The organism is Pseudomonas sp. Z1-12, from assembly GCF_051132015.1.
Classification (GTDB): domain Bacteria; phylum Pseudomonadota; class Gammaproteobacteria; order Pseudomonadales; family Pseudomonadaceae; genus Aquipseudomonas; species Aquipseudomonas zanjanensis.
On the sequence record NZ_CP071647.1, the window covers coordinates 5,944,093 to 5,968,483 of the forward strand.

At 59.0% G+C, this 24,391-nt stretch carries 19 protein-coding genes; 12 read left to right on the top strand and 7 right to left on the bottom strand.

What is annotated here, in order from left to right; all coding sequences use genetic code 11:
- Positions 1-250: 250 nt before the first annotated feature.
- From eat to J3P85_RS26035, 12 genes are all read left to right on the top strand, one after another.
- Positions 251-1,699: an ethanolamine permease gene (eat, locus tag J3P85_RS25980; RefSeq protein WP_053125697.1), complete on the top strand. Its 1,449-nt coding sequence runs from the start codon at positions 251-253 to the stop codon at positions 1,697-1,699.
- A gap of 57 nt (positions 1,700-1,756) precedes the next feature.
- Positions 1,757-3,151, top strand: a complete 1,395-nt coding sequence (locus tag J3P85_RS25985; RefSeq protein ID WP_434704035.1) for an ethanolamine ammonia-lyase subunit EutB — start codon at positions 1,757-1,759, stop codon at positions 3,149-3,151.
- A 10-nt stretch (positions 3,152-3,161) separates the two neighbouring features.
- Positions 3,162-3,986, top strand: coding sequence for an ethanolamine ammonia-lyase subunit EutC (eutC, locus tag J3P85_RS25990; protein WP_434704036.1), 825 nt, complete (start codon positions 3,162-3,164; stop codon positions 3,984-3,986).
- A 107-nt stretch (positions 3,987-4,093) separates the two neighbouring features.
- The gene (locus J3P85_RS25995; RefSeq protein WP_186706590.1) at positions 4,094-4,558 is read left to right on the top strand and encodes a GNAT family N-acetyltransferase; all 465 of its coding nucleotides are present in this window, start codon (positions 4,094-4,096) and stop codon (positions 4,556-4,558) included.
- A 634-nt stretch (positions 4,559-5,192) separates the two neighbouring features.
- Positions 5,193-5,849, top strand: a complete 657-nt coding sequence (locus J3P85_RS26000; protein WP_186730282.1) for a DedA family protein — start codon at positions 5,193-5,195, stop codon at positions 5,847-5,849.
- A gap of 5 nt (positions 5,850-5,854) precedes the next feature.
- Complete coding sequence (locus J3P85_RS26005; RefSeq protein ID WP_434704037.1) at positions 5,855-6,667, top strand: zinc-dependent peptidase; 813 nt, start codon at positions 5,855-5,857, stop codon at positions 6,665-6,667.
- A gap of 111 nt (positions 6,668-6,778) precedes the next feature.
- A complete protein-coding gene (ppa, locus tag J3P85_RS26010) occupies positions 6,779-7,306 on the top strand; it encodes an inorganic diphosphatase (RefSeq protein ID WP_186613746.1) in 528 nt (175 codons plus the stop codon).
- Positions 7,307-7,502: 196 nt separating this feature from the next.
- Positions 7,503-8,234, top strand: a complete 732-nt coding sequence (locus J3P85_RS26015) for a LexA family transcriptional regulator (RefSeq protein WP_434704038.1) — start codon at positions 7,503-7,505, stop codon at positions 8,232-8,234.
- Positions 8,235-8,982: 748 nt separating this feature from the next.
- Complete coding sequence (locus J3P85_RS26020) at positions 8,983-10,467, top strand: type I restriction-modification system subunit M (RefSeq protein WP_433860880.1); 1,485 nt, start codon at positions 8,983-8,985, stop codon at positions 10,465-10,467.
- Entirely contained in the window at positions 10,464-11,654 is a 1,191-nt protein-coding gene (locus J3P85_RS26025) for a restriction endonuclease subunit S (RefSeq protein ID WP_433860881.1), read from the top strand. The genes J3P85_RS26020 and J3P85_RS26025 overlap by 4 nt, the downstream gene beginning before the upstream one ends.
- A gap of 236 nt (positions 11,655-11,890) precedes the next feature.
- Positions 11,891-12,322, top strand: coding sequence for a hypothetical protein (locus tag J3P85_RS26030; protein WP_433860882.1), 432 nt, complete (start codon positions 11,891-11,893; stop codon positions 12,320-12,322).
- Position 12,323: 1 nt separating this feature from the next.
- Positions 12,324-15,800 (top strand): DEAD/DEAH box helicase family protein, encoded by a 3,477-nt coding sequence (locus tag J3P85_RS26035; protein WP_434704039.1) that lies wholly within the window; start codon positions 12,324-12,326, stop codon positions 15,798-15,800.
- 137 nt (positions 15,801-15,937) lie between these two features.
- Here J3P85_RS26035 and J3P85_RS26040 read toward each other — a convergent pair whose 3' ends face one another.
- The 7 genes from J3P85_RS26040 to thrC all read right to left on the bottom strand — a co-directional run bounded on the left by J3P85_RS26040 (position 15,938) and on the right by thrC (position 24,387).
- Entirely contained in the window at positions 15,938-16,204 is a 267-nt protein-coding gene (locus tag J3P85_RS26040) for a helix-turn-helix transcriptional regulator (protein WP_434704040.1), read from the bottom strand.
- A gap of 231 nt (positions 16,205-16,435) precedes the next feature.
- On the bottom strand, positions 16,436-16,795 hold the full coding sequence (locus tag J3P85_RS26045; RefSeq protein ID WP_434704041.1) for a DUF6124 family protein: 360 nt from the start codon (positions 16,793-16,795) through the stop codon (positions 16,436-16,438).
- A gap of 593 nt (positions 16,796-17,388) precedes the next feature.
- Complete coding sequence (locus J3P85_RS26050) at positions 17,389-18,663, bottom strand: glycoside hydrolase family 68 protein (RefSeq protein WP_434704042.1); 1,275 nt, start codon at positions 18,661-18,663, stop codon at positions 17,389-17,391.
- 607 nt (positions 18,664-19,270) lie between these two features.
- The gene (locus tag J3P85_RS26055) at positions 19,271-20,683 is read right to left on the bottom strand and encodes an aldehyde dehydrogenase family protein (protein WP_434704043.1); all 1,413 of its coding nucleotides are present in this window, start codon (positions 20,681-20,683) and stop codon (positions 19,271-19,273) included.
- The gene (locus tag J3P85_RS26060) at positions 20,680-21,738 is read right to left on the bottom strand and encodes a homoserine dehydrogenase (RefSeq protein WP_434704044.1); all 1,059 of its coding nucleotides are present in this window, start codon (positions 21,736-21,738) and stop codon (positions 20,680-20,682) included. The genes J3P85_RS26055 and J3P85_RS26060 overlap by 4 nt, the downstream gene beginning before the upstream one ends.
- Before the next feature lie 835 nt (positions 21,739-22,573).
- A complete protein-coding gene (locus J3P85_RS26065; RefSeq protein ID WP_053188548.1) occupies positions 22,574-23,011 on the bottom strand; it encodes an Lrp/AsnC family transcriptional regulator in 438 nt (145 codons plus the stop codon).
- A gap of 11 nt (positions 23,012-23,022) precedes the next feature.
- On the bottom strand, positions 23,023-24,387 hold the full coding sequence (gene thrC / locus J3P85_RS26070) for a threonine synthase (protein WP_434704045.1): 1,365 nt from the start codon (positions 24,385-24,387) through the stop codon (positions 23,023-23,025).
- Positions 24,388-24,391 lie beyond the last annotated feature (4 nt).

Here is a 24,391-nt window from a genome sequence, read left to right on the forward strand (position 1 = left end):
AGGTCATTCTGCCTGGCCCTTTAGATCGCTATCGCGAGCAAGCTCGCTCCCACAGGGATTTGTGGATAACTCGCCTCCAGGGTTGGCATAAATCCACTGTGGGAGCGAGCTTGCTCGCGAAGGCGGCCGTACCTTCAACATCTAAGTGACTGACACACCGCTTTCGCGAGCAAGCCCGCTCCCACAGGGGTAATGCGCCACTCCGGCGATCAGGTTGGATAAAACAACAATAAAAAACAGGTAAACCCTTATGCCAAGCGATCATGCAAACCCGCAACCGGCAACGTCCTCGGTCGACTTCGAAAAAGTCGGTTCCGAATATTTCCAACAACGCGAACTGAAAAAAGGCGCGGCGGGCTGGGTCCTGCTGGTGGGCTTGGGCGTGGCCTATGTCATTTCCGGTGACTACGCCGGCTGGAACTTCGGCCTGGCCCAGGGCGGCTGGGGCGGGATGTTCCTCGCCACGCTGCTGATGGCCGCGATGTACCTGTGCATGTGCTTTTCCCTCGCCGAGCTGTCCTCGATGATCCCCACCGCCGGCGGCGGCTACGGTTTTGCCCGCAGCGCCTTCGGGCCCTGGGGCGGGTTTCTCACGGGCACGGCAATTTTGATCGAATACGCCATCGCCCCGGCGGCGATTGCCGTGTTCATCGGCGCCTATTGCCAGTCGCTGTTCGGCATTGGCGGCTGGATGATCTACCTGGCGTTCTACATCATCTTCATCGCCATCCACATATTTGGCGTTGGCGAAGCGCTTAAGCTGATGTTTATCATCACCGCCGTCGCCGCCCTGGCGCTGGGAGTTTTCCTGGTGGCGATGGTGCCGCACTTCAACGTCGCCAACCTGTTGGACATTCCAGTCAAGGAAGCGGTGGGCGCCAGTCCGTTCCTGCCGTTCGGCTACGTCGGCGTCTGGGCGGCGATCCCTTATGCCATCTGGTTTTTCCTCGCCGTGGAAGGCGTGCCCCTGGCCGCTGAAGAAACCAAGAACCCCAAGCGCGACCTGCCACGCGGCCTGATCGGCGCCATGCTGGTGCTGGTGGCCTTCGCCCTGCTGATCCTGGTGATCGGCCCGGGCGGCGCCGGCTCCAACGCGCTGATGACCTCGGGCAACCCGCTGGTGGAAGCCTTGGCCAAGGCCTACGGCGGTTCGACCTGGATGGGCAGCTTCGTCAACCTCGTCGGCCTGGCCGGTTTGATCGCGAGTTTCTTCTCGATCATCTATGCCTACTCGCGGCAGATCTTCGCCTTGTCCCGCGCCGGCTACCTGCCACGCAAACTCTCGGAAACCAATAAAAGCAAGGCACCGGTCCTGGCCTTGGTGATCCCCGGCATCATCGGTTTCGGCCTGTCCTTGACCGGCCAGGGCGACTTGCTGATTCTGGTAGCCGTGTTCGGCGCGACCATTTCCTACGTGCTGATGATGGCCGCGCACATCACCCTGCGCATCCGTCGCCCCAAAATGGACCGGCCATACCGTACGCCGGGCGGCATCTTCACCTCGGGCGTGGCCCTGGTGTTGGCGTGCATCGCCGTGGTGGCGGGCTTCCTGGTCGACCCACGGGTAGTGATCGGCGCCGCGATCATCTATGGAGTGTTAATTGCTTACTTTGCTTTCTACAGTCGGCATCACTTGGTCGCAGGCACGCCCGAAGAGGAATTCGCGGCCATTCAAAAAGCCGAAGAAGCCTTGCACTAAGCCGTAACGTGCCGAAAACCACGGCGCCGCCCAGCGGCGCCGTCACGGAGAACCTGTATGGCCAGCTTTGCACACACGGTCGGCGCCCAGACCTACCGCTTCGACAGCCTCAAAGACCTGATGGCCAAGGCCAGCCCGGCCCGTTCCGGGGACTTCCTCGCCGAGATCGCCGCCCTCAACGATGGCGAACGCGTGGCCGCGCAAATGGCTTTGGCTGACTTGCCCCTGAGCCATTTCCTGCAAGAAATGCTGATTCCTTACGAGGCCGACGAAGTCACCCGATTGATCGTCGACACTCACGACAAACAAGCTTTTGCCGCCGTCAGCCACCTCACCGTCGGCGGTTTTCGCGACTGGCTGCTCAGCGACGCCGCCGATGAACAGAGCCTGCGCGCCTTGGCCCCGGGCCTGACCCCGGAAATGGTCGCCGCCGTCTCGAAGATCATGCGCGTGCAAGACCTGGTGCTGGTGGCGCAGAAAATCCGCGTCGTCACAAAGTTCCGCGGCACCCTCGGCCTGCGCGGACGCCTGTCCACCCGCCTGCAACCCAACCACCCCACCGACGAACCCGCCGGGATCGCCGCGAGCATCCTCGACGGCCTGCTCTTCGGCAACGGCGACGCCATGATCGGCATCAACCCGGCCACCGACAGCACGGCCTCGATCTGCGCCATGCTGGAAATGCTCGACGCCATCATCCAGCGCTACGACATCCCCACCCAGGGCTGCGTACTGACCCACGTCACCACCTCCATCGAGGCGGCGAACCGTGGCGTGCCCCTGGACTTGGTGTTCCAGTCCATCGCCGGCACCGAAGCGGCCAACGCCAGTTTCGGCATCAGCCTGAACATCTTGAAGGAAGGCTACGACGCCGGGCTCAGCCTGAATCGCGGCACCTTAGGCAACAACCTGATGTATTTCGAAACCGGCCAGGGCAGCGCGCTGTCGGCCAACGCCCACCACGGCGTCGATCAACAGACCTGCGAGACCCGGGCCTACGCCGTGGCGCGACATTTCAACCCGTTTTTGGTGAACACGGTTGTAGGCTTCATCGGCCCGGAATACCTCTACAACGGCAAACAAATCATCCGCGCCGGCCTCGAAGACCACTTCTGCGGCAAATTGCTCGGCGTGCCGATGGGCTGCGACATCTGCTACACCAACCACGCCGAAGCCGACCAGGACGACATGGACACCCTGCTGACCCTGCTGGGCGTGGCCGGGATCAACTTCATCATGGGCATCCCCGGCTCCGACGACATCATGCTCAACTACCAGACCACCTCGTTCCACGACGCCCTCTACGCCCGCCAGACCCTGGGCCTGAAACCGGCGCCGGAATTCGAAACCTGGCTGGCGAACATGGGCATCTTCACCCAGGCCGATGGCCGGGTGCGGTTCGGCGACAACCTGCCACCGGCGTTTCGTCATGCCTTAGCGCACTTGGGATAAGAGACCTGCCATGGATAAATCACCTGTCGATCCACAAAACCCTTGGCTGAACCTGCGCAACCTCACCCCGGCGCGCATCGCCCTGGGCCGCACTGGCACCAGCCTGCCGACCTCGGCGCAACTGGACTTCCAATTCGCCCACGCCCAGGCCCGTGATGCCGTGCACCTGGCGTTTGACCACCCGGGCATTCGCGCACAACTGGATGAACGCGGCCGTGAGAGCCTGTTGCTCCATAGCGCGGCCAGCGACCGCAACAGTTATCTACAACGCCCGGACCTGGGCCGCCGGCTCGATGAAGCATCCGCGCAAATCCTGGACGCGTACGCGGCGGCCCATCCGGGCGGCGTGGACCTGGCCATCGTCGTCGCCGATGGGCTGTCGGCGCTGGCCGTGCATCGGCATACCTTGCCGTTCCTGGCGCGACTGGAAGAACAGATCACTGCTGAAGGCTGGTCGGTGTCGCCCATCGTCTTGGTGGAACAAGGCCGCGTCGCCGTGGCCGATGAAGTCGCCGAACGGCTCGGTGCCAAGATGTCGGTGATCCTGATCGGCGAACGCCCCGGCCTCAGCTCCCCCGACAGCCTGGGGCTGTATTTCACCTACGCCCCCAAGGTCGGCCTGAACGATGCCTATCGCAACTGCATCTCCAATGTGCGCCTCGAAGGCCTGAGCTACGGCATGGCGGCCCATCGCCTGATCTACCTGATGCGCGAGGCCTGTCGCCGGCAGCTCTCTGGGGTCAATCTGAAGGACGAAGCCCAGGTAAACACTCTAGAGTCGGAAAACGCTGCCGATATGAAAGGTAATTTCCTACTGGCGCCGCCCCGCGACTGATCCGTTTATCCGATTGCGTTTTTGATCCGCTTTCAGGCAGCATCAAAAGCACGGCAGCGCGACAGTGTTGTCAGAATATCTGTCGACCCTTGCAGACGAGACCTACCATGCGGATTATCCAAGCAACCCTGGAACACCTGGACCTGCTGACCCCATTGTTCGTCAAATACCGGGAATTCTACGGCTCACTGCCCTACCCGGATTCGTCCCGAGCCTTCCTCGAAAAGCGCCTGCGCCGCAAGGAGTCGGTGATCTACCTGGCCCTGCCCGATGACGATGACAACCGTTTACTGGGCTTCTGCCAGCTCTACCCAAGCTACTCATCGCTATCCCTCAAGCGCGTGTGGATCCTCAACGACATCTACGTCGCCGAAGACGCCCGCCGCCAACTGGTGGCCGACAACCTGATCCGCACCGCAAAAAAAATGGCCAAGGAAACCAACGCCGTCCGCATGCGCGTCTCCACCAGCAGCAACAACGAAGTCGCGCAGAAAACCTACGAGTCGATCGGCTTCAAGGAAGACACCGAGTTCAAGAACTACGTGCTGCCGATCAGCGAAGATTTGACCTGATGACCGCGGACTGATTGTCCCCACGCTCCGCGTGGGAGCGATCAAACCTCTGTGGCCGAGTGAAACCCTTGTGGCGAGGGAGCTTGCTCCCGCTGGGCTGCGCAGCAGCCCCAATCCCTGAGCACGCGGTACATCAGGATGACCGCGATGGCTGCTGTTGGGACCGCTTCGCGCTCCAGCGGGAGCAAGCTCCCTCGCCACACAAGACAGCCTGCGCCAGCACCCATTACAGACCCAACAACCAAAGCCCTCCCTTAGCACCACCGTCCTTGTGACGGAATGAAACTTCGTGGCCGAGTAACCCCCTTGTGGCGAGGGAGCTTGCTCCCGCTGGGCTGCGCAGCAGCCCCAATCCCTGAGCACGCGGTATATCAGGATGACCGCGGTGGCAGCTGTTAGGACCGCTTCGCGCTCCAGCGGGAGCAAGCTCCCTCGCCACAAAAGCGGTCCGAGCCACGCCTCATCCAGGCAATCCCTCAGAAATCCCCAGCTACAAACTCCCCCCGCACTCCCCCCGCCCCACCGTATAATGCCGCTCTTCCCAGCTTGTAAGAAAAAGCTACACACCCTGTAGCCATACTCAAAGCCAGACCCACCCGCCTGCCGAGTCGGGCCGCCACCACAGGTGCCATACATGGATTTCAACCCCCTCGACCTCATCCTGCATCTCGACGTCTACCTCGACATGCTGGTGACCAACTACGGGACTTGGGTCTACGCCATCCTGTTCCTGGTGATCTTCTGTGAAACCGGCCTGGTGGTCATGCCATTCCTGCCCGGCGATTCCCTGCTGTTCATCGCCGGCGCCGTCGCCGCCGGTGGCGCCATGGACCCCGTCCTGCTGGGCGGCCTGCTGATGCTCGCGGCCATCCTCGGCGACAGCACCAACTACCTCATCGGCCGCACCGCCGGCGAAAAACTCTTCAGCAACCCCAACTCGAAAATCTTCCGCCGCGACTACCTGCAACAAACCCACGACTTCTACGCCAAACACGGCGGCAAAACCGTGACCCTGGCGCGCTTCCTGCCGATCATCCGCACCTTCGCCCCCTTCGTCGCCGGCGTCGGCAAAATGAACTACCTGCGCTTCTTCGGCTTCAGCGTCCTCGGCACCGTCCTCTGGGTCGGCGGCCTGGTGACCCTCGGCTACTTCTTCGGCAACGTGCCCTTCATCAAGCAGAACCTGTCGCTGCTGGTGGTCGGCATCATCCTGCTGTCGCTGCTGCCGATGATCATCAGCCTGGTGCGCAGCAAACTGAGCCAGCGCGCCTCGAAAGCCCAACCGCGCTGATCGCCATGTGGTCCCTGAGCAACTGGCGCCGCCGCCGCACCCTCGCCAAACACCCCGTGGCCGAGGACACCTGGCAGCGGGTGCGCCAACAATTGAGCTTCCTCGACGGCATCAGCGCCGCCGAGGACCAATGGCTGCGGGAAGCCTGCGTGCTGTTCCTCCACGACAAACACCTCACCGCCCTGCCCGGTGTCGAACTGCACCAGGAACAACGCCTGCTGCTCGCCGCCCAAGCCCAATTGCCGCTGATGCACCTCGGCGACCTGAACTGGTACCAGGGCTTCCACGAAATCGTCCTCTACCCCGACGACTTCCTCAGCCCCCAGCGCTACCGCGACGCCAGCGGCATCGAGCACGAATGGGACGGCGAACACAGCGGCGAAGCCTGGCCCCAAGGCCCGATCATCCTGGCCTGGGACGGCGTCATGGCCAGCGGCGGCTGGGACGGCTACAACCTGGTGATCCACGAACTGGCGCACAAACTCGACATGCTCAACGGCGACGCCAACGGCCTGCCACCGCTGCACGCCGACATGCGCGTCAGCGACTGGGCCAAGGCCATGCAACAAGCCTTCGACGACCTCGACCGCCAACTCGACCACAACCCAGACGCAGAAACCGTCATCGACCCCTACGCCGCCGAAAACCCAGCGGAGTTCTTCGCCGTCACCAGCGAATACTTCTTCAGCGCCCCAGACCTCCTGCACCAGGCCTATCCAAGGGTGTATGAACAGCTCAAGGCGTTCTACCGCCAGGATCCATTGGCCCGGCTGCGGCAACTTCAGGCCGAAGATCCGGTCTATCAGGCGTCATACTAAGGTCTCTAAGACCCTGGTAACGTGGCAACAGCGGCCGAATATGCCTATAATCGCCGCCACTTTTTGGTCAATCCGACCAGTCATTTGGTCAACTAACGGGGGCACCGCCCAATGAGCTACAGCAAGATTCCGGCTGGCAAAGACCTGCCGAACGACATCTACGTCGCAATCGAAATCCCGGCCAACCACGCCCCGATCAAATACGAAATCGACAAAGACAGCGATTGCCTGTTCGTTGACCGTTTCATGGCCACCCCGATGTTCTACCCGGCCAACTACGGTTACATCCCCAACACCCTGGCCGACGACGGCGACCCCCTCGACGTGCTGGTCGTGACCCCTTACCCAGTGGCCCCAGGCTCGGTCATCCGCGCCCGTCCAGTCGGCATCCTGAACATGACCGACGACGGCGGCGGCGATGCCAAAGTCATCGCAGTGCCACACGACAAACTGTCGCAATTGTACGTCGACGTGAAGGAATACACCGACCTGCCACCGCTGCTGATCCAGCAGATCGAGCACTTCTTCGCGAACTACAAAGACCTCGAAAAAGGCAAGTGGGTCAAGATCGAAGGCTGGGCCGGCGCAGACGCCGCCCGCGAAGCGATCACCCAGTCGGTTGCCGCCTACAAAGGCTAAGCCGTACTTGAATAAAGAACCCCGGTTTGCACCGGGGTTTTTTTATGCCTTAATGGAGCTTAATACAGCATCGTATTAACATCGTTTAAACCCGTTTAGCCCGCGCCTTTCAAATCCTGCAAACGGAAAGATCATCTTATATATTTGAACAACCTGTTTATTGCCGAAAACACCGTCGCCCCTAAACTTCCCGTTTATGAAAATACAGTCCAGTGGCGACCGCTTCCGAGCCCTTCTAAAAGAAGCGAACATCCGTTCCGCCGACTTTGCGAAGTTATATGGCGTGAAATCCCAACACGTGAACAACTGGTTCAACCGTGGCATCCCGCCCGGGCGCATCCATTCCATCGCCAGCCTGCTGACCGTCAGCCCGCAATGGCTCGCCCGCGGCGAAGGCCCGCAAACCCCATTGGGCCTCGGCCCCGGCACCACCTATGAAGCCGCCGAAAACGACGGCGTCTACAGCGTGGCCGAACCCACGGACATCGAACTGCCCTTTTACAAGGAAGTCCCCATCGCCCCCGGCGAAACCAAGACCCACATCGTCGAAATCCCCGACCAATCCATCCGCCTGCCCCGCAGCCACCTCGAATCCCTGGAAATCGACCCCAGCGACGCCATCTGCATCACCATGGTCGGCGACAGCATGGCCGAACGCATCGAAGACGGCTCCACCCTCGCCATTGACCGCGGCCTGACGCAGATTGTTGATGGTCAAATCTATGCCCTCGAACATGACGGCATGTTGCGTATCAAATATCTCCACAGAATCCCAGGTAACCGACTGCGGCTGCGTAGTCATAACAGTGCTGCGTATCCCGATGAGGTCTTCAGCGCAGAACAGATCGACAAGCAACACATCCACGTGATCGGCTGGGTGTTCTGGTGGTCAACCCTCAACAAACAGAGACCGCCGGTGTTCGACTAACCCACCCAAGACCAGAAACCGTGGCAAGAACTGCAGTAGAAGCTGTGGCAGGAGCTTTTGTGGCAGGGAGCTTTTGTGGCGAGGGAGCTTGCTCCCGCTGGGCTGCGCAGCAGCCCCCTGCTTTCCCCCTAAATCCCCCTAACCCAATGATTCCACACCACTTAGCACTGGGATTCCAAAGCAAACCCGCGTATCCTCCGCCCCACATTTGCGAGCCCACGCCTCGCACCGACAAGGCAGATCACTTTCTGACCAAGTCCCACAGCCGGCCGCAAGAGCCGGATGTACGTTTTGAAGGCTGGTAAGGTTTGTCAAAAACGAGCTGAATCAGTCAACGAGAAGCCGGCCATAAGCCGGCTTTTTAACGTCTGAAGCCACACAGAATGCGGGCTGATGCAGAACACCTTCTTTGATCCAGACCTAACCCACACCAAAACGCTGGGTTAGCCGCAGCTAATAATCAAATGCCACCCGACGAAGCCAGGAAAATTGAGCATATTCAGTAGGCTGCTCCTGCCAGCCTCTTAAATCTGCCTGCAATGAAGCGCGAGACCGTGACACCGTAGCGATACGCTAAGCATTTACCGGATGGCGCCGGTGGCAGCCATGGTCCGCGCGGTTGCACCTGACAGCCTTACTCGAGAATCGTTAGACTGCGCGCACTTTGCCAAGCGGGAGTTTCCCAGTTTGGCCTGTTGCCCGCAGCATTGCTGCGCCGGGCAGTAAACCCAAATCAAGGTAATTCGTAGTGATCACAGGCGCTATCAAATCTCAAGTTGACCAGATATGGAATGCATTCTGGAGCGGCGGTATTTCCAACCCCATGGAAGTTATCGAGCAGATGACCTATCTGCTGTTTATCAAACGCCTCGACGAGTTGCAGACGGTTAAAGAGCGTAAGGCCGCGCGCACCGGGCAACCAATTGATAAGCCGATTTTCAGCCCCTACCAAGCGCATTTGCGTTGGGCGGCGTTCAAGGCGCTGGGTGATCCGGCCAGCTTGTACGCACTGATTGCCGATAAGGTGTTCCCTTTTATCAAGTCGCTGGGCGGTGAAGATGGCGAGTCCACCTACGCCGCGCATATGAAGGATGCGCGCTTTACTATACCCAACCCCGCTTTGCTGGCCAAGGTGGTGGACATGCTCGACGCTATCCCCATGGAGGACCGCGACACCAAGGGCGACCTCTACGAATATATGCTTGGCAAAATCGCCAGTGCTGGACAGAACGGTCAGTTCCGCACGCCCCGGCACATCATCAAGTTAATGGTCGAGATGATGGCACCTAAGCCGTCGGACACCATTTGTGATCCGGCCTGCGGTACCGCTGGTTTTCTGGTGACGGCTGCCGAATACCTCAACGCCAAACACAGCCACGAGTTGTACCAGGACGCGGCCAGCGCCAAACGCTTCAATCACGACACCTTCCACGGCTTCGACTTCGACAGCACCATGCTCCGTGTCGGCTCGATGAACATGCTGCTGCACGGCGTGGAAAACCCGGCGATTGAAAATCGCGACTCCCTCAGCGAAGGCCACGCCGGCGTCGAAGGGCAGTTCAGCCTGATCCTGGCCAACCCGCCGTTTGCTGGCAGCCTGGATTACGAGAGCTGCGCCAAAGACTTGCAGCAAATTGTCAAAACCAAAAAGACCGAGCTGCTGTTCCTCGCTTTGTTTCTGCGCCTGCTCAAGGCCGGTGGCCGTGCCGCCGTGGTCGTGCCGGATGGCGTGCTATTCGGTTCCAGCAAGGCGCACAAAGCGTTGCGGCAGATGCTGGTGGAAGAGCACAAGCTGGACGGCATCGTCTCCATGCCGTCGGGCGTATTCCGCCCCTATGCTGGGGTGTCCACCGCTATTTTGCTGTTTACCAAAACCAACTCTGGCGGGACTGACCACGTCTGGTTTTACGATATGCAAGCCGATGGCTTCTCGCTGGACGATAAACGCAACGAGCTGGACGCGAGCAAACACGGGACCAACAACCTACCCGACATCATCACCCGCTGGCATAACCGCGTCGACGAAACCAGCCGCGCACGCACGGAGCAGAGCTTTCTGGTACCCAGGGCGGAAATTGTCGGCAACGGCTACGACCTGTCGATCAACCGCTACAAGCAAGTGCTGTACGAAGAAGCTCAGCACGAAGCGCCGCAAAAAATTCTGGCTGAGTTAAAGGAGCTGGAGGCGGAAATAATGCAGGGGATGGTTGAGCTGGAGGGGATGTTGGCATGAGCTGGCCCGTATCTAAGCTAGAAGACCTCTGCCATTTCATTAAAAACGGCAAGTCAATCCAGCAATCCAAAGAGATCAACGGACTTCCGATCACTCGTATTGAGACTATTGCAAATCAGTCAATTGATACGTCACGGGTCGGATATGCCGGGGTGTCAGTTGAAAGCGCTGGAGACTTCTTGCTTGAGGTCGGCGACATTTTGTTTAGCCATATCAACAGCCTTGAGCATCTAGGCAAGGCCGCAATTTATAAAGGTTACCCAGAGAAATTAGTTCATGGCATGAACCTGCTTAACCTCCGCCCGGATAAATCCAAGGTTGATTGCGACTACCTACTGCGCGCCCTACGAGCGCCGGTAACGAAGGGCAAACTATTGCGAATAGCCAATAAGTCCGTGAATCAGGCCAGCATTGCTGCTGGTAACCTTAAAAAGATCGAGATACCCCTTCCGCCGCTCTCCGAACAACGCCGTATCGCGGCGATTCTGGACAAGGTCGACGCGCTGCGCGCCAAGCGTCGCGAAGCCGTCGCCAAGCTCGACCAGCTGCTGCAATCCGTGTTTCTGGAAATGTTCGGTGACCCCGTGACGAATCCAAAGGGATGGCCAGTATTAAGTATCCAAGAGGCATGTGAGTCCATCGTGGATTGTGTGAATCGAACGGCTCCAACGGTGGATTACGTAACTGACTACAAAATGATTCGAACGACTAACGTCCGAAACTTTAAGGTGAGTTTGGATAGCGTCAGATATGTTGAGAAGGTCATATTTGATGACTGGAATCGGAGACTTTTGCCGCAAAAAGGAGACGTTATTCTTACCCGAGAAGCTCCTGCCGGCGAGGCCGGAGTTTTAGACTCAGACGATCAGGTTTTTCTCGGTCAGCGGTTAATGCTTTATCGGGTGAATCAGCAGCGTGCAACGCCTGAGTATCTTCTTTACTCCTTCATGGGGGAAGGAATGCAGCAGCAGTTCAAGAAGCAGAGCTCCGGCAGCACGGTAAAGCATCTTTCAGTGCCAGACTGCCGGTCTTGGGATCTAATGTTGCCTCCTGTTGAGCTGCAAAAAAAATTCACTGGAATAGTCGCGATGAACTGGAGTCTTCGTCAGCAGGCACTGGCGCACTCCAATAGATTGAAGGATTTGTTTTTCTCAGTTCAAAAAAGTGCATTTTCTGCCGGACCATGAATATATCGAGCATTTACAGCGAGACGGGCGCAGTAACAGTTCTATCCAGCTCCCAAAACAAGTGCCCCCAGCACGCCAAGTGACAGGCAACCCATATGGCTCAATTCCTCCCCTCCTGCACCACTTGCCGCTTCGATACGCGGGGCGAACGCCGCTTAGCGGAGCGCTTGGAGGGAGCTCGCAGACGACTACCTTTGCTGGAGGTCAGGGGCTGGAAGCTCGACACCATCTAGAGTATGGATCGCGGCCATGCAAAAATTTTTGCCGGCGGCCTGCTGAAAACCCAAAAGAACCTTATGCTGCAGGCGCGAGCCTACACGATGGAAGTGGTGATGATATTGCGAAAGGATCCTGCGCCAAAACAGCCCCTCGGGTCGCCCCATACTGGCAACTTGATCATCCCCTTCGGCTGGGGCAGGGTAATGACGGCGATTACCCGCAAGCAGTTCGAGGGCCTCGTTCTGACTCCCCGTCTGGGTGACATGCCGAAAAAGGGTGATGACGAGGCCGACGAGGCGCGCCTGCTGTATGTGGCTATGACCCGTGCGATCGACCGGCTGGTAATGACCTACCGCAAACCTTCCCGCTTTACCCGCAAAATTCAGGACTCAATCGACAGCGTACGCCAACAACTGGACGAGATGGACTCACAGAAGGTAGCCGGTTGATATGAGCAACTTTGAATTTCTCATCCCCGAATTTAAAGCGCTGTTTGAGCCGGCCAAAGGCGCGGAACAACTGGTGTACTCCGACCCGCGTGCCTGTTGCATGCGTACTCGACATGCGCTGGAGCAAACGGTGCATTGGCTTTACGAGCATGATCGCGACCTGCGCATGCCTTACGACAACGGCCTCAATCTGCTGCTTACGCAGGTGGAGTTCGTTCGCCTGCTGCCCCCGCAAATTCATCAGAAGACGCGCTTGATTCAGAGGTTCGGCAATCAGGCGGTGCATTCCAATCAAGCGATTGGCTACAGCGATGCGATGAGGCTGGTACGCGAACTGTTTCACGTGTTGTTCTGGCTGGCACGCACTTATACCCGCGCCAGTGACCCAAAAAGTATCGACGCTGCGTTTAACGAAAAACGTGTGCCTCAGCTCGTTAGCATGAATGAGGCAGTTGCCTTTACCCGTGCGGAACTGAAAAAGCAGGAAGCCAAATTCCAAGAACAGATAGCAGCCCAACACGGCACCCTTGAAGCCCGCGAGGCGGCGATTGCCGAGCAAGCCGCAAGCCTTAGTGAGCGCGAGGCGCTGCTAGCGAGACTGGATGCCGAACTGGTTGCCACCCGTGCGGCGCTGGCCCAGGCCAAGGCGACGAATATCGCCGTGCCAGATAACCATGATTACGACGAGGCCGACACCCGTCGTCTGTTTATCGATGTGCTGCTGCGCGAGGCCGGTTGGGAATTGGGCAAAAACGCTGACGCCGAAGTGCCAGTCAGCAGCATGCCCAATGGGCACGGTGAAGGCTTTGTCGATTATGTGCTGTGGGGGGCCAACGGCAAACCGTTGGCTGTGGTGGAAGCCAAGCGCAGCCTGAAAGACCCGGACGTAGGGCAGCAGCAAGCTAAGTTGTACGCCGATTGTCTTGAGGCCGAGAAGGGCCAGCGGCCGCTGATTTTCTATAGCAACGGTAATCACACCTGGCTGTGGGACGACCGACGTGCGCCGCCACGCGAAGTACAGGGCTTTTACACCCGCGATGAACTCGAATTAGCGATTCAGCGGCGCAGCCTGCAAACCGACTTACGCGAACTACCGATCAATAGCGAGATTGTTGAGCGGGCGTATCAGCACCGCGCGATTCGAGCGATGAGTGAATCACTGAATCTCGGCCGTCGCGCCGGTTTGCTAACCATGGCCACTGGCACTGGCAAGACGCGAATGTCGATTGCCCTGATCGAGTTGTTGATGCGGGGCAACTGGGTCAAACGCGTGCTGTTTCTAGCTGACCGGGTAGCCCTGGTAAAACAAGCCACAAATGCCTTTAAGGAGTTCCTGCCAGACTCCAGCCCGGTCAATCTGGTCACCGACAAGAACGGCCAGGGCCGGGTGTATCTGTGTACCTATCCGAGCATGATGGGTTTGATCGAGCAGATGGAGGGTGACCGTCGCAAGTACGGCGTCGGCCACTTTGACTTGATCGTGATCGACGAGGCGCATCGCAGTGTGTACCAGAAGTACGGCGCGATCTTCCGTTACTTCGACAGTTATTTGGTGGGTCTGACCGCCACCCCGCGTGACGAAGTGGATCGCGATACCTATCACCTATTCGGCCTGGAAACTGGCGTACCGACCGATGCATACGGTCTGAATGAGGCTGTGGATGACGGTTATCTGGTGCCACCCAAAGCATATTCGGTGCCGATCAAGTTTGTCCGAGAGGGCATCCGTTATGACCAACTCAGCGATGTTGAGAAAGAGCACTGGGAGTCGCTGGATTGGGGGGACTACAGTGCCGAAGGCGATGCACCTACCGAGGTGTTGGCATCTGAGGTCAACAAGCAGCTGTTCAACGAGCCAACCGTTGACCTGATGCTTAAGCACTTGATGCAAAACGGTCTGACGGTGGAGGGCGGCGACAGGCTTGGCAAGACCATTATTTTTGCGGTAAATCAGAAACACGCCGAATTTATTGCCCGGCGCTTCAATCACCATTACCCGCACTTCAACGGCGAGTTCGCACGAGTTATAACCCATTCGGTGAGTTATGCGCAGACTTTGATCGATGAGTTCAGCAGCAAGCTCAACAAGCTGCCGCAGATCGCCATTTCGGTGGATATGCTCGATACCGGCATCGATGTGCCACAGGTTTTGAATTTGGTGTTCTTCAAGGCCGTCCGCTCAAAGGTTAAGTTCTTGCAAATGATTGGTCGCGGCACGCGTCTGTGTCCGGACCTGTTTGCGCCAGGCGTGCACAAACGCGAGTTCGCCATCTTCGATTTCTGCGCAAACTTCGAATACTTCAACGAAAACCCCAAGGGCGCACTGGGCGGCATGGCCGAGCCATTGGGTAAGCGGTTATTCAAAGCGCGGCTAGATCTGCTGTCGTTGTTAGCCCCGAAGGACGTTCGCAGGCCTTATGATCTGGCGGAAAGCAGAGGCCAGTACGATGCCTTTGTCGAACTGCGCACAGATTTGACCAACGAGCTACACGATGAAGTCGCGACGATGAATAAAGACAACTTCATTGTGCGTACCGAGCTGGAGCATGTGACCCGATTTGCCAAGCGTGAAGTTTGGAATGCGCTGGATGATGCTGCACTGAGTGATCTGCGCAGTCACGTCGCCGGCTTGCCGAGTGAGCGCGCTCCTGAGCACATCACTGCCAAGTTGTTTGATCTGCTATGCCTGAATTTGCAGCTAGCGTTACTTCGCTCGACTAGCGACTTCGTGACATTTCGTGACAAGGTGGTCGAGCTGGCCAGCCAGTTAGAAGTGATGGATAGCATTCCGGCAGTGCATGCTGAACTTGTGTTGCTTCAAGACGTGCAAACCGAAGAGTACTGGCAGGACATCCGCTTGCCGATGCTTGAGCAAATGCGGCGCAAGATGCGAGAGTTGATCAAATTTATCGAACGCCGCCCGAGTAACCCCGTTTATAGCGTGCTAAGCGACGAGATTGGCGAAGCGACTGTAGTCAATCTGAAAGATTTTAATACCGGCATCAACCTGGAGCAGTACAAGAAAAAGGTCGAAGCTTACATCCGTGGCAATGAGAACCACGTGGCCATCGCTAAGCTCAAGTTTAACCGACCACTGACGCCGAGCGATCTGAGCGAGCTGGAGCATTTTGTCTACGAGTCAGAACCGGTTCAAAGTCGCGAGCAGTTCGAACAATGCTACGGAACTGACCAACCGCTGACGCTGTTGATCCGATCATTGATAGGTTTGGATCGAATTGCAGCAAAAGAAGCTTTCGGTCAATTCCTCGACGAGAACCGCTACAGCAGTCAGCAGATTCGTTTCGTGGAAATGATCATCGAACGGCTAACTCGCCAAGGGGTAATGGAAGCGGGTCAATTATATGAACCGCCTTTTACCGCGCTGCACCACGAGGGATTAGACGGCGCGTTTGGCGACGCGGACGCCAACGCGATCATTTCGGTGATCGCTGCAATTAAACGCAGCGCAGCAGCTTAAAAATGACAGGGTATTCAAGGGAGTGGCCTGAGACGGCGTCTACATGGAGGAGGGACGCTCGCAGGGCGCGACTTTACAGCTGGGAAAATTGTGCAAGAGGTACTTGCACAATTCCCCTGTCAGCGCTCCGTCCGTGACTACGACTCGATCGCCCCGGAACGCTGCTCGGCCAGGATGTCCTCAACCGTGCGTTCATGACCTGCCTTCACCAGTTTCAAGTCGTATCCGGCCGCTTCCAATAACCGGACAAGGGCCGAGACGCTCATATCCCCTTTAGCCATTGTTTCCATACGCGCCACCGTGGAACGTGATACGCCTGCGCGGCTGGCCAAGGCTTCCTGGCTCAAATGGGCCTCACCTCGAGCCTGTTTCAGCATTTCGGCCACATCAAACAGGGTGGTCACTTGTAGCCCTCGAGCATCAAACATCTGTATTTTTCTGATTGCTGTAGCCCTGGGGACACAACACCACGTGCTTTTGATTCGTGATTAGTGCAGCACCTTGTTGCACAAATGGAGCGACGAATTTCTGGATGCCACTAAACCTGACAGCCTTTTTATTCCAATCTCTCGCCTACAAAAAAGGTCTTGCCATGCAAGACCTTTTTTCATTTCCGGGGTAAGCGCGACCCCTTGCTACCTCACCTCAACAATATCCAAAGCCCGATTCGCCAACAGTTCACTCACCTCAATCACCTGCAAAATCCCCAACGCAAAATGCCGTCGTGATCCTTCAAGACCAAACGCCAAATCACTGATCATGGCATTCGCAGAAGCCAGGTTTTCACTGAGATTGGCAAGCAGACATTCCGAATCAACATCAGGTGCGATACGGAAAATAGTGTTGGGCTTGTCAGACGTTTCTTCCTTCGGCTTAGGCTTCAGGTAGTAATCCAACGCCCGGGTGGCAGCGTCATCAAGCTTATTGTTACGAGCAGACTGAGCGCGAGACACATGCTCATCTGTGGTCGGAGGGTTCGGTGTAATTTTGACCATAGCCTTAACTCTCTTTGGTGAGGCCACAACCCTCTCGCTGCTAAACGAGTGGGTGGCAGCTGTACGCGGGTTAGCAGACCGACGAGTTAAGAAATCGGCGCGCCCGGGGGCGCCCCACGCACAGCCACCATCAAATGCAGGGATGGGGATACCTGACTGATGAAGCTTGATGCGACTCAACTCGACGGGCTGCTAAACCCGATCACTGATGGGCAGTGACAGGATCAAAACTACCGACGAAGCCAAGGACGCACAAGCCGGCGGATTCTGGCGTAGTTGTAGGCAATGGCGCAAGGCGATGTCGGTCCTGGCTGGTCTCGTGGCGTCACGATAAACAGCTGGCTGGAATGTTGGCTGACACACCGCTATCGCGAGCAAGCTCGCGCCCACAGAGGGGCTTGTGTACCTACATCGCAGGGGAATGCATACGCGACTGGCTGCATCCTTGCAGCCAGTCACGAAGAGGGTTACGACGCGTTGTTCAATGGGGCTTGCGAGCAACGTCGCAATGAATCAGGCGGGATATCTCGATCCTATCCACAACGGTTTTGCCATCGACCGCAAACCCGCTGCCTGAAACCCCGGTGTCGTTGTTACTTGAGCGTGACGTCGAGCATCGGCGGGATGTAACCGTAGTCGTACTCGGCCACCACGAACGTCTGCTGCCCTTTTATCTTCATGCCCACCGTGGGTGCCTCGGTGCCACCGACACGAATCTGCGTGCCGGTTTCGTCGGTCGGTACGCTGTCGATGAAGGAGGTCACCAGGCCGTTTGGCATGACATAGTGCGAGTAGGTCTGGAATGGCTGGGAGGACGGGTTGCCCAGCACCAGGCCGGAGCCGTTCAGTGGCACGTAAGGGCCGAACAGCGAGTCCGCGACGAAACCGTACACGCCGTCCGGGCCGGTGACACCGTCGGCGTAGGTGAAGGTATGGCTGATCGTGAACAGGTAGTACTTGCCATCCTGGAACACGAAGTGCGGGCGCTCGGTCTGGTCGTTTACCCCGACGGCGGTCAGCAGTGGCGGCAACATTTCCCAGTCGTCGCCGTCGGCGTCGCGGGCTACGGCGATGCCGACACAGGCGGTCTGGAAGCGCGAGTTGCCGACATCTTCATAACCCGGCGGCACGTCGCCAATTTCTGCTTCGCCTACTTTGTGGGAGCCGCGCTCACCGGCCACGTTGCCCTCGAACAGCATGTACAGCTTGCCATCGTTCGGGTCGCGGAAAGGCCATGGGTCGCGGAAACCCCAGAAGGCGTTTTGGGCTTCGGTCTGGTACAGGTTGCCGTCGGCCTCGAACAGCGGCTTGACCTTCTCGAAGCCGACCATGCTGACACCGTGTTCAGTGGTCACTACCCGGCCGCGCACCTTGACGATGGTCGCGCCTGGGGTGACGGCGGTGTAATACAGGTCCACTTCACCTCGGTCGTTCAGCAGGATCGGTGTGCCGGCCCATTCGCGAGCGGTGGGCGAAACGCCTTCGGCCATCACGCGGCCACCGAATTCCCAGTTCTTGCCGGTACGAGAAAACCAGTAGTACATCTTTGCCCGACCGTGGCGGTCGTTCCAATCGCGGAGGATGTCGTAGTTGCCGTCCTCGTCGAGGTACTGCGGGTCGTTTGGATGACGGTCGGCGGTCAGGGTGAAGATCACCGACCAGCCATCGACGGACGTCACGTTACCGTCCAGGTCGCGCAGGGGCATGGTGTCCCAGATGAACACGTCGTTGTTCAGTACCGGGAAATCCGGGCTGACCAGTGGTTGGGTGGTGGTGGGGTCGTCGGCCCGGACTTTCAGCGCGTCGGCGCGGGTCCAGAGGCTGGGTTGATGGGGGGTTGCACCGAATTTTTCAGTGGTGGTTTTCATAAGGTAATACCTCGTCCATGAATGGATTCAAATAAATGATGCTTTAGAAATACTGTATGTGCATACAGTGAAACCACCTTATAGAGGGTCATGCATGCAGGTCAAGCGGAAAAATGCATTTGTGCATAGTTTGCATTTTTTGCAGCGCTGATACGTTTCAGCCTTGAACGTTTGAAGAAGTTAGTTCATGGAGAGATCGACGACGTTGCCTGCACGCTTGGTGCTTTGAATGTTATTCGGTGGGAGGCGCACGTAACTGGGCAACGGGGGGAGGCAGTGCATAGAGGGATGGGTTAACTGCCTTTGCGTTTTGCGCAAAGGCCGATGCGAGGTGGGGAGTCAGCGGTTCTGGTGGTGACTGGTGGGGCGCTATCGCGAGCAAGCTCGCTCCCACAGTGGGGGGTGTGGAATGTCTGTTAGGGCGGAGGGTCAGTTGTTTTGGTGTGGCTGGTGTTGCGCAGATCGCCCTGAGCAGCGACACGCTTCGTCCTCATGTCGCTGGTGACGACATGAGGACGAAACGTGTTGCCGAAAGGGTGTTTTAGCGACATGACAGGTAAGCGGTTCCTGCGCCTTGAATCATGGTCCGAGGACTGATTCGCCACCCTCACCCCAACGTATTCAAACAAACCACCTTCGGCTGGGTCATTTCCTCGTATGCAAACCGCACCCCTTCCCTGCCCAAACTCCCGTACTTCGACCCGCCAAACGGCATCGCATCAAAACGGAAATCCGACGAATCATTGATCATCACGCCCCCCGCCTCGATCCGTCGTGCAGCGCTCATGGCGGTGTTGAGGTCGTTGGTGAAAATCCCAGCGTGAAGCGCGTATTCCGGTTCGTTCGCCAACGCGATGGCTTCATCAAACGTCTCGAACGGCTGCAACACCACCACAGGCGCGAAGGCTTCGTTGCGCCAGAGTCGGCTGGTGTGGTCGACGTTTTCCAGGACGGTGGCGGCGTAGCAATTGCCCTGACGGCGGTGGCCGCAGAGTAACGTGGCGCCTTGTTGCAGGGCTTCGTTGACGACCTGTTCGGCGTTTTGCGCGGCTTGCTGGGTGATCATCGGGCCGATGTCGGTGTTGGCGAGCAGTGGGTTGCCGACGACGAGGGCTTGGGCCTGGTTGACGAAGCGTTCGCGGAAGGCTTCGTAGATCGGTGCGTGGATGAGCAGGCGTTGGGTGCCGATGCAGTTTTGCCCGGCGGCCCAGAAGGCGCCGGAGACGCAGCTGTCGACGGCGGCGTCGAGGTTGCAGTCGCCCATGACGATAACAGGGGCGTTGCCGCCGAGGTCCATGGCGAGTTTTTTCAGGCCGGCGGTGCGGGCGATTTGTTCGCCGGTGACGAAGCCGCCAGTGAAGGAGATCATCCGCACGTCGCGGGCGGCGACCAGGGCTTTGCCGAGTTCGGCGCCGCCGGTGGCGACGGTGACCACGGTTTCGGGGAGGCCGGCGGCGACCAGGTACGAGACCAACTTGAGGGCTGACAGCGGGGCCAGTTCGGACGGTTTGAGGATCACTGCGTTGCCGCCGGCGATGGCCGGGCCGAGTTTGTGAGCGACGAGGTTGAGCGGGTCGTTGTAGGGGGTGATGGCGACGATCAAGCCCAGGGGTTCGCGGGTGAACCAGCCCTGGCGCGATTCGGCGCCTTCGTAGGCGTCGAACGGGACGATTTCGCCGGCGTTGCGCTTGGCTTCTTCGGCGGAGAGCTTGAGGGTGTTGACGCAGCGTTTGACTTCTTTTTCCGCCTGTTTGAGGGTCTTGCCGGCTTCGTCGACGATGAGTCGAGCGAAGGCTTTGGCGTCGCGTTCGATGTTCAGTGCTGCTTGTTCGAGGATGCTGGCGCGGCGATGACGGGGCAGTGCGGCGCAGGTTTTTGCGCCGCTGCGTGCGGTCTCCAGCAGTTGCGGGACTTCCGAGGCTTTGAGGTCGGCGACGGTGCCGACGATGCTGCCGTCAAACGGGTTGAGGACTTCGATGTGCGGTTCGACGACCGCCAGGGCCAGGCGCGATACGTTCACAGGGTGTGCTCCTGTTTGCGGGTTGCCGATTGGTGGATGTGGATGATGTCCGACAGCAGCGCGAAGGCGGTTTCGGTGCGGCCGGCGCCCGGGCCGGAGACGGTGACGGCGCCGAGCAGTTCGCTGGTGAACGACACGGCGTTGGTGGCGCCGCTGATGCTGGCCAGTGGATGGTCGTTGCTGAGCAGGCGCGGTTCGACGCTGGCGCTGATGGAGCCGTCGGCATTGCGGGTGGCGGCGCCGATGAGTTTCCAGCGTGCATCGTTTTGTCGGGCTTTTTCGATGTCGTCAAGGCTGAGGGAGGCGATGCCGTTGCAGGTGACGTCGTTGACGGTGAGTTTGGCGTCCAGCAGTTCGTTGGCCAGGATCACTACTTTCAAGCGCACGTCATGGCCTGCGACGTCGGCCGTCGGGTCGGCTTCGGCGTAGCCGAGGGCTTGGGCCTGGCTGACGGCTTCGGCGAACCCTAGGCCGCCTTCCATGCAGGTGAGGACGAAGTTGGAGGTGCCGTTGAGGATGCCTTCAAAACCGTTGATCGAGCTGCCGGCCAGGGCTTGTTTGGCGAGGCGAATGACGGGGGTGCCGCTCATGACCGAGCCTTCGTATTCGAAAGCGACGTTGTTGCGTTGGGCCAGGGCCTTGAGTTCGGCGCCGTGCAGGGCGATGGGGCCTTTGTTGGTGGTGACCACGTGTTTGCCGCGCTCCAGGGCCCAGCGGCAGAACGAGGTGGCGGGCTCGCCGTCCACCGGGTTGGTGAAGGTGGCTTCGGCGATGATGTCGGCGCCACAGTCTTTGATCACGGCTTCGTTGAGGGCATCGACGGTGCCGCCGGGGAGTTGGGCCATGGCGCCTTTGCTGGCGGGCAGCCGGGCGAGTGAGGCGGCGTCGAGGCCGTGGCGGTTCATCACCGAACCGAGGAACAGGTCGGTCACGCCGACGATTTTCAGGGTGAAGCCGAGTTCGGTTTTCCACTGCTGGTTGCGCTCGGCAATCAGTTGGGCCAATGCCCGGTTTACACCGCCGAAGCCGACTAGGGCCAGTTTGTATTCAGTCATTTTTGTTGTGTCCCTTGATCCGGGTGATGAGGTTGTTGGGATCTAGGTTAGGGGTGTGGGGTGGGCAGTGAAATAGGCCAATTTGCTCTATTTCTTGGGCGTTTTGACCAGGGGTTGGGCAAAGCGGTGGGTGGGGGGGGAAGCCGACAGAATCGACTGGCCGAACACTGACCACTGTGGGAGCGAGCTTGCTCGCGAAGAGGCCAGGTCAGGCAACATTGATGGCGGCTGGTGTACCGCCATCGCGAGCAGGCTCGCTCCCACAGGTATTTTTCAGTGTTTGGTCCATCGGCGTTTGGCCATGCACCGCCGACCGGCTCTTGTGGCGAGGGAGCTTGCTCCCGCTGGGCTGCGCAGCGGCCCCTGGAACTGGCCGGCGCGGTGGGTCAGGTTGATTGGGGATAACCTGGTTGGGGCTGCTTCGCAACCCAGCGGGAGCAAGCTCCCTCGCCACGGGGTTTGTGGTGGCTGGGTTATCTGTGAACACCATCTGCGGCGGCGAGCAGGCGGGGCCTGGTCGAACACATTCCCCTGTGGGAGCGAGCTTGCTCGCGAAGGGGCCAGGTCAGGCAACATTGATGTTGGCTGGTGTACCGCTATCGCGAGCAGGCTCGCTCCCACAGTTTTTTTCAGTGTTTGGTCCATCGGCGTTTGGCCATGCACCGCCGACCGGCTCTTGTGGCGAGGGAGCTTGCTCCCGCTGGGCTGCGCAGCGGCCCAAAACATGCAGCGCGGTGGGTCAGGTTGATTGGGGTAACCTGGTTGGGGCTGCTTCGCAGCCCAGCGGGAGCAAGCTCCCTCGCCACGGGGTTCACTGCTGTGACGGCTAGCGTGTCTAGACCACCGACGACAACACAAACGACGTCACGGTGTTCTCCACTCCCGGCAGCGCCGAGATCTCTTTCCACACCTTGTGCACCCGCTCCGGGTTCGCCGCGCCGACCCTCAGCATCAAATCAAACTCGCCGCTCATCACATCGCACTGCAGCACTTCCGGCATCGCCTGCAACGCTTGCAACACCTCGGCGCCGCGCATGCGGTCGTAGCGGTAGACGAAGATTACGGCGTTGATGTTCGACGACGCTTGCGCGCCCTCCCCCGTGCGCACCGTGTAGCCCTGGATCACGCCGTCGCGTTCGAGGCGTTCGATGCGTTGGCGCACGGCGTTGCGCGAGAGGTTGACCTTGGCCGCCAGCTCGGCGTGGGCGGCGCGGGCGTTGAGGCGCAGTTCGGCGATGATGCGTTCGTCGAGGGGGTCGAGGATTCGCTTCATGGGGCCTCCGGTTATAGCGAGCCGAGCAGTTGATGGAGGGCAGCGAGGTCGTCCGGCTGGATGCGATGGATCTGCGCCGGGCCCTGCTCGGCCATCGGACGTTGTTGCGTCGCCACGGGGATCCCCAACTCACCGAGCAACACCGCCGATTTAATCGGTGAGATCTCGCCCAGGGTCACCATCGGCGCCACCAGGCTGCGGCGGTACAAGCGCGCCGCGAGCACGCCGGTGGCGGTGTGTGGGTCGATGACATAACCGGTGTCGCGGTACAGCGAAGTGATCTCGTTCAGCGTCTGCTCATCACTGACCGCATACGAGTCGATGATCATCCGTGCCTTTAGCCAGAACTCGTTACCAATGCTCATTTCGCCGTCGGTTTCGAAGGTGTGCATCAGCGCGCTCACGGCTTCATCGTCGTGCCCATAGAGCTCCCAGAGAAGCCGTTCCAGGTTGGAAAAGATCGACAAGTCCATGGCCGGCGACAGGGTCTTGCTCGCACGCAACCGCGAGTAGTGGTTCTTCAAAAAGAACTGATGCAGCGCGTCGTTCTGGTTGGTGGCGACGATCATCTGCGTGATCGGCAAGCCCATCTTCTGCGCGATGTAGCCGGCATAGACTTCGGCAAAACTCGCCGCCGGCACGCTGAAACCAATGGGCCGCTGACCGCCGCCCAACTGCAGCACGGCGTGAAAATAAAACACCAACTGCGCCATGACGCTGACCCAGTTGCTGGAGTTGAAACTGATCGCCGCATGCTGGCGGAACAGTTGCGTGACGAGGGTCTGGCATTCATCGAAACTGCCATTCACGGCGACTTGATGCACCCGCGGGTGCGCGGTCGCTTGCAGGTCTTGAAGCTGGTCTTGCGGTACGCCGGCCTCGGGGTAGATCACCACCACGTCAGTTTCGTCGCAGTGCTTGAACGCCTCGATGGCAGCCAGGCCGGTGTCGCCGTTGGTGACGCCCATCACCACGGCGCGACGCCCGCGTTTGCGCAGGAAATACTGCACCAGCCGCGCCTGCAATTGCGCGGCGAAATCCTTCGAGGAACGGGTCGGGCCATGGAACAACTCCAGGACCCATTCGTTGCGATCCACCTGATGCAACGGCGCCACGGAACGATGGCTGAATTGGCTGCAGGCCTCCTTGAGCAGACGCTTGAAGTCGGCCTCGGGGATCGCTTCACCCACGAACTGACGCATCACTCGATAGGCCAGTTCGTCGTAGGACAATGTGGACCAGTTGGCGATGTCCTGGGGTTCGAACCGCGGCAGTGCGACGGGGACGAACAGCCCGCCATCCTCGGCGATGGCCGACAGCACGACTCGTTCGAAGTCGACCAGTTCGTCTGGACTTCGCGTACTTATATAGCGCATGGTC

What these genes read in the sequence shown, in the direction of transcription:
- eat (WP_053125697.1), top strand. Translation starts at nt 251, where the DNA reads ATGCCAAGCGATCATGCAAACCCGCAACCGGCAACGTCCTCGGTCGAC.
- J3P85_RS25985 (WP_434704035.1), top strand. Translation starts at nt 1,757, where the DNA reads ATGGCCAGCTTTGCACACACGGTCGGCGCCCAGACCTACCGCTTCGAC.
- eutC (WP_434704036.1), top strand. Translation starts at nt 3,162, where the DNA reads ATGGATAAATCACCTGTCGATCCACAAAACCCTTGGCTGAACCTGCGC.
- J3P85_RS25995 (WP_186706590.1), top strand. Translation starts at nt 4,094, where the DNA reads ATGCGGATTATCCAAGCAACCCTGGAACACCTGGACCTGCTGACCCCA.
- J3P85_RS26000 (WP_186730282.1), top strand. Translation starts at nt 5,193, where the DNA reads ATGGATTTCAACCCCCTCGACCTCATCCTGCATCTCGACGTCTACCTC.
- J3P85_RS26005 (WP_434704037.1), top strand. Translation starts at nt 5,855, where the DNA reads ATGTGGTCCCTGAGCAACTGGCGCCGCCGCCGCACCCTCGCCAAACAC.
- ppa (WP_186613746.1), top strand. Translation starts at nt 6,779, where the DNA reads ATGAGCTACAGCAAGATTCCGGCTGGCAAAGACCTGCCGAACGACATC.
- J3P85_RS26015 (WP_434704038.1), top strand. Translation starts at nt 7,503, where the DNA reads ATGAAAATACAGTCCAGTGGCGACCGCTTCCGAGCCCTTCTAAAAGAA.
- J3P85_RS26025 (WP_433860881.1), top strand. Translation starts at nt 10,464, where the DNA reads ATGAGCTGGCCCGTATCTAAGCTAGAAGACCTCTGCCATTTCATTAAA.
- J3P85_RS26030 (WP_433860882.1), top strand. Translation starts at nt 11,891, where the DNA reads ATGGATCGCGGCCATGCAAAAATTTTTGCCGGCGGCCTGCTGAAAACC.
- J3P85_RS26035 (WP_434704039.1), top strand. Translation starts at nt 12,324, where the DNA reads ATGAGCAACTTTGAATTTCTCATCCCCGAATTTAAAGCGCTGTTTGAG.
- J3P85_RS26045 (WP_434704041.1), bottom strand. Translation starts at nt 16,795, where the DNA reads ATGGTCAAAATTACACCGAACCCTCCGACCACAGATGAGCATGTGTCT.
- J3P85_RS26050 (WP_434704042.1), bottom strand. Translation starts at nt 18,663, where the DNA reads ATGAAAACCACCACTGAAAAATTCGGTGCAACCCCCCATCAACCCAGC.
- J3P85_RS26060 (WP_434704044.1), bottom strand. Translation starts at nt 21,738, where the DNA reads ATGACTGAATACAAACTGGCCCTAGTCGGCTTCGGCGGTGTAAACCGG.
- J3P85_RS26065 (WP_053188548.1), bottom strand. Translation starts at nt 23,011, where the DNA reads ATGAAGCGAATCCTCGACCCCCTCGACGAACGCATCATCGCCGAACTG.
- thrC (WP_434704045.1), bottom strand. Translation starts at nt 24,387, where the DNA reads ATGCGCTATATAAGTACGCGAAGTCCAGACGAACTGGTCGACTTCGAA.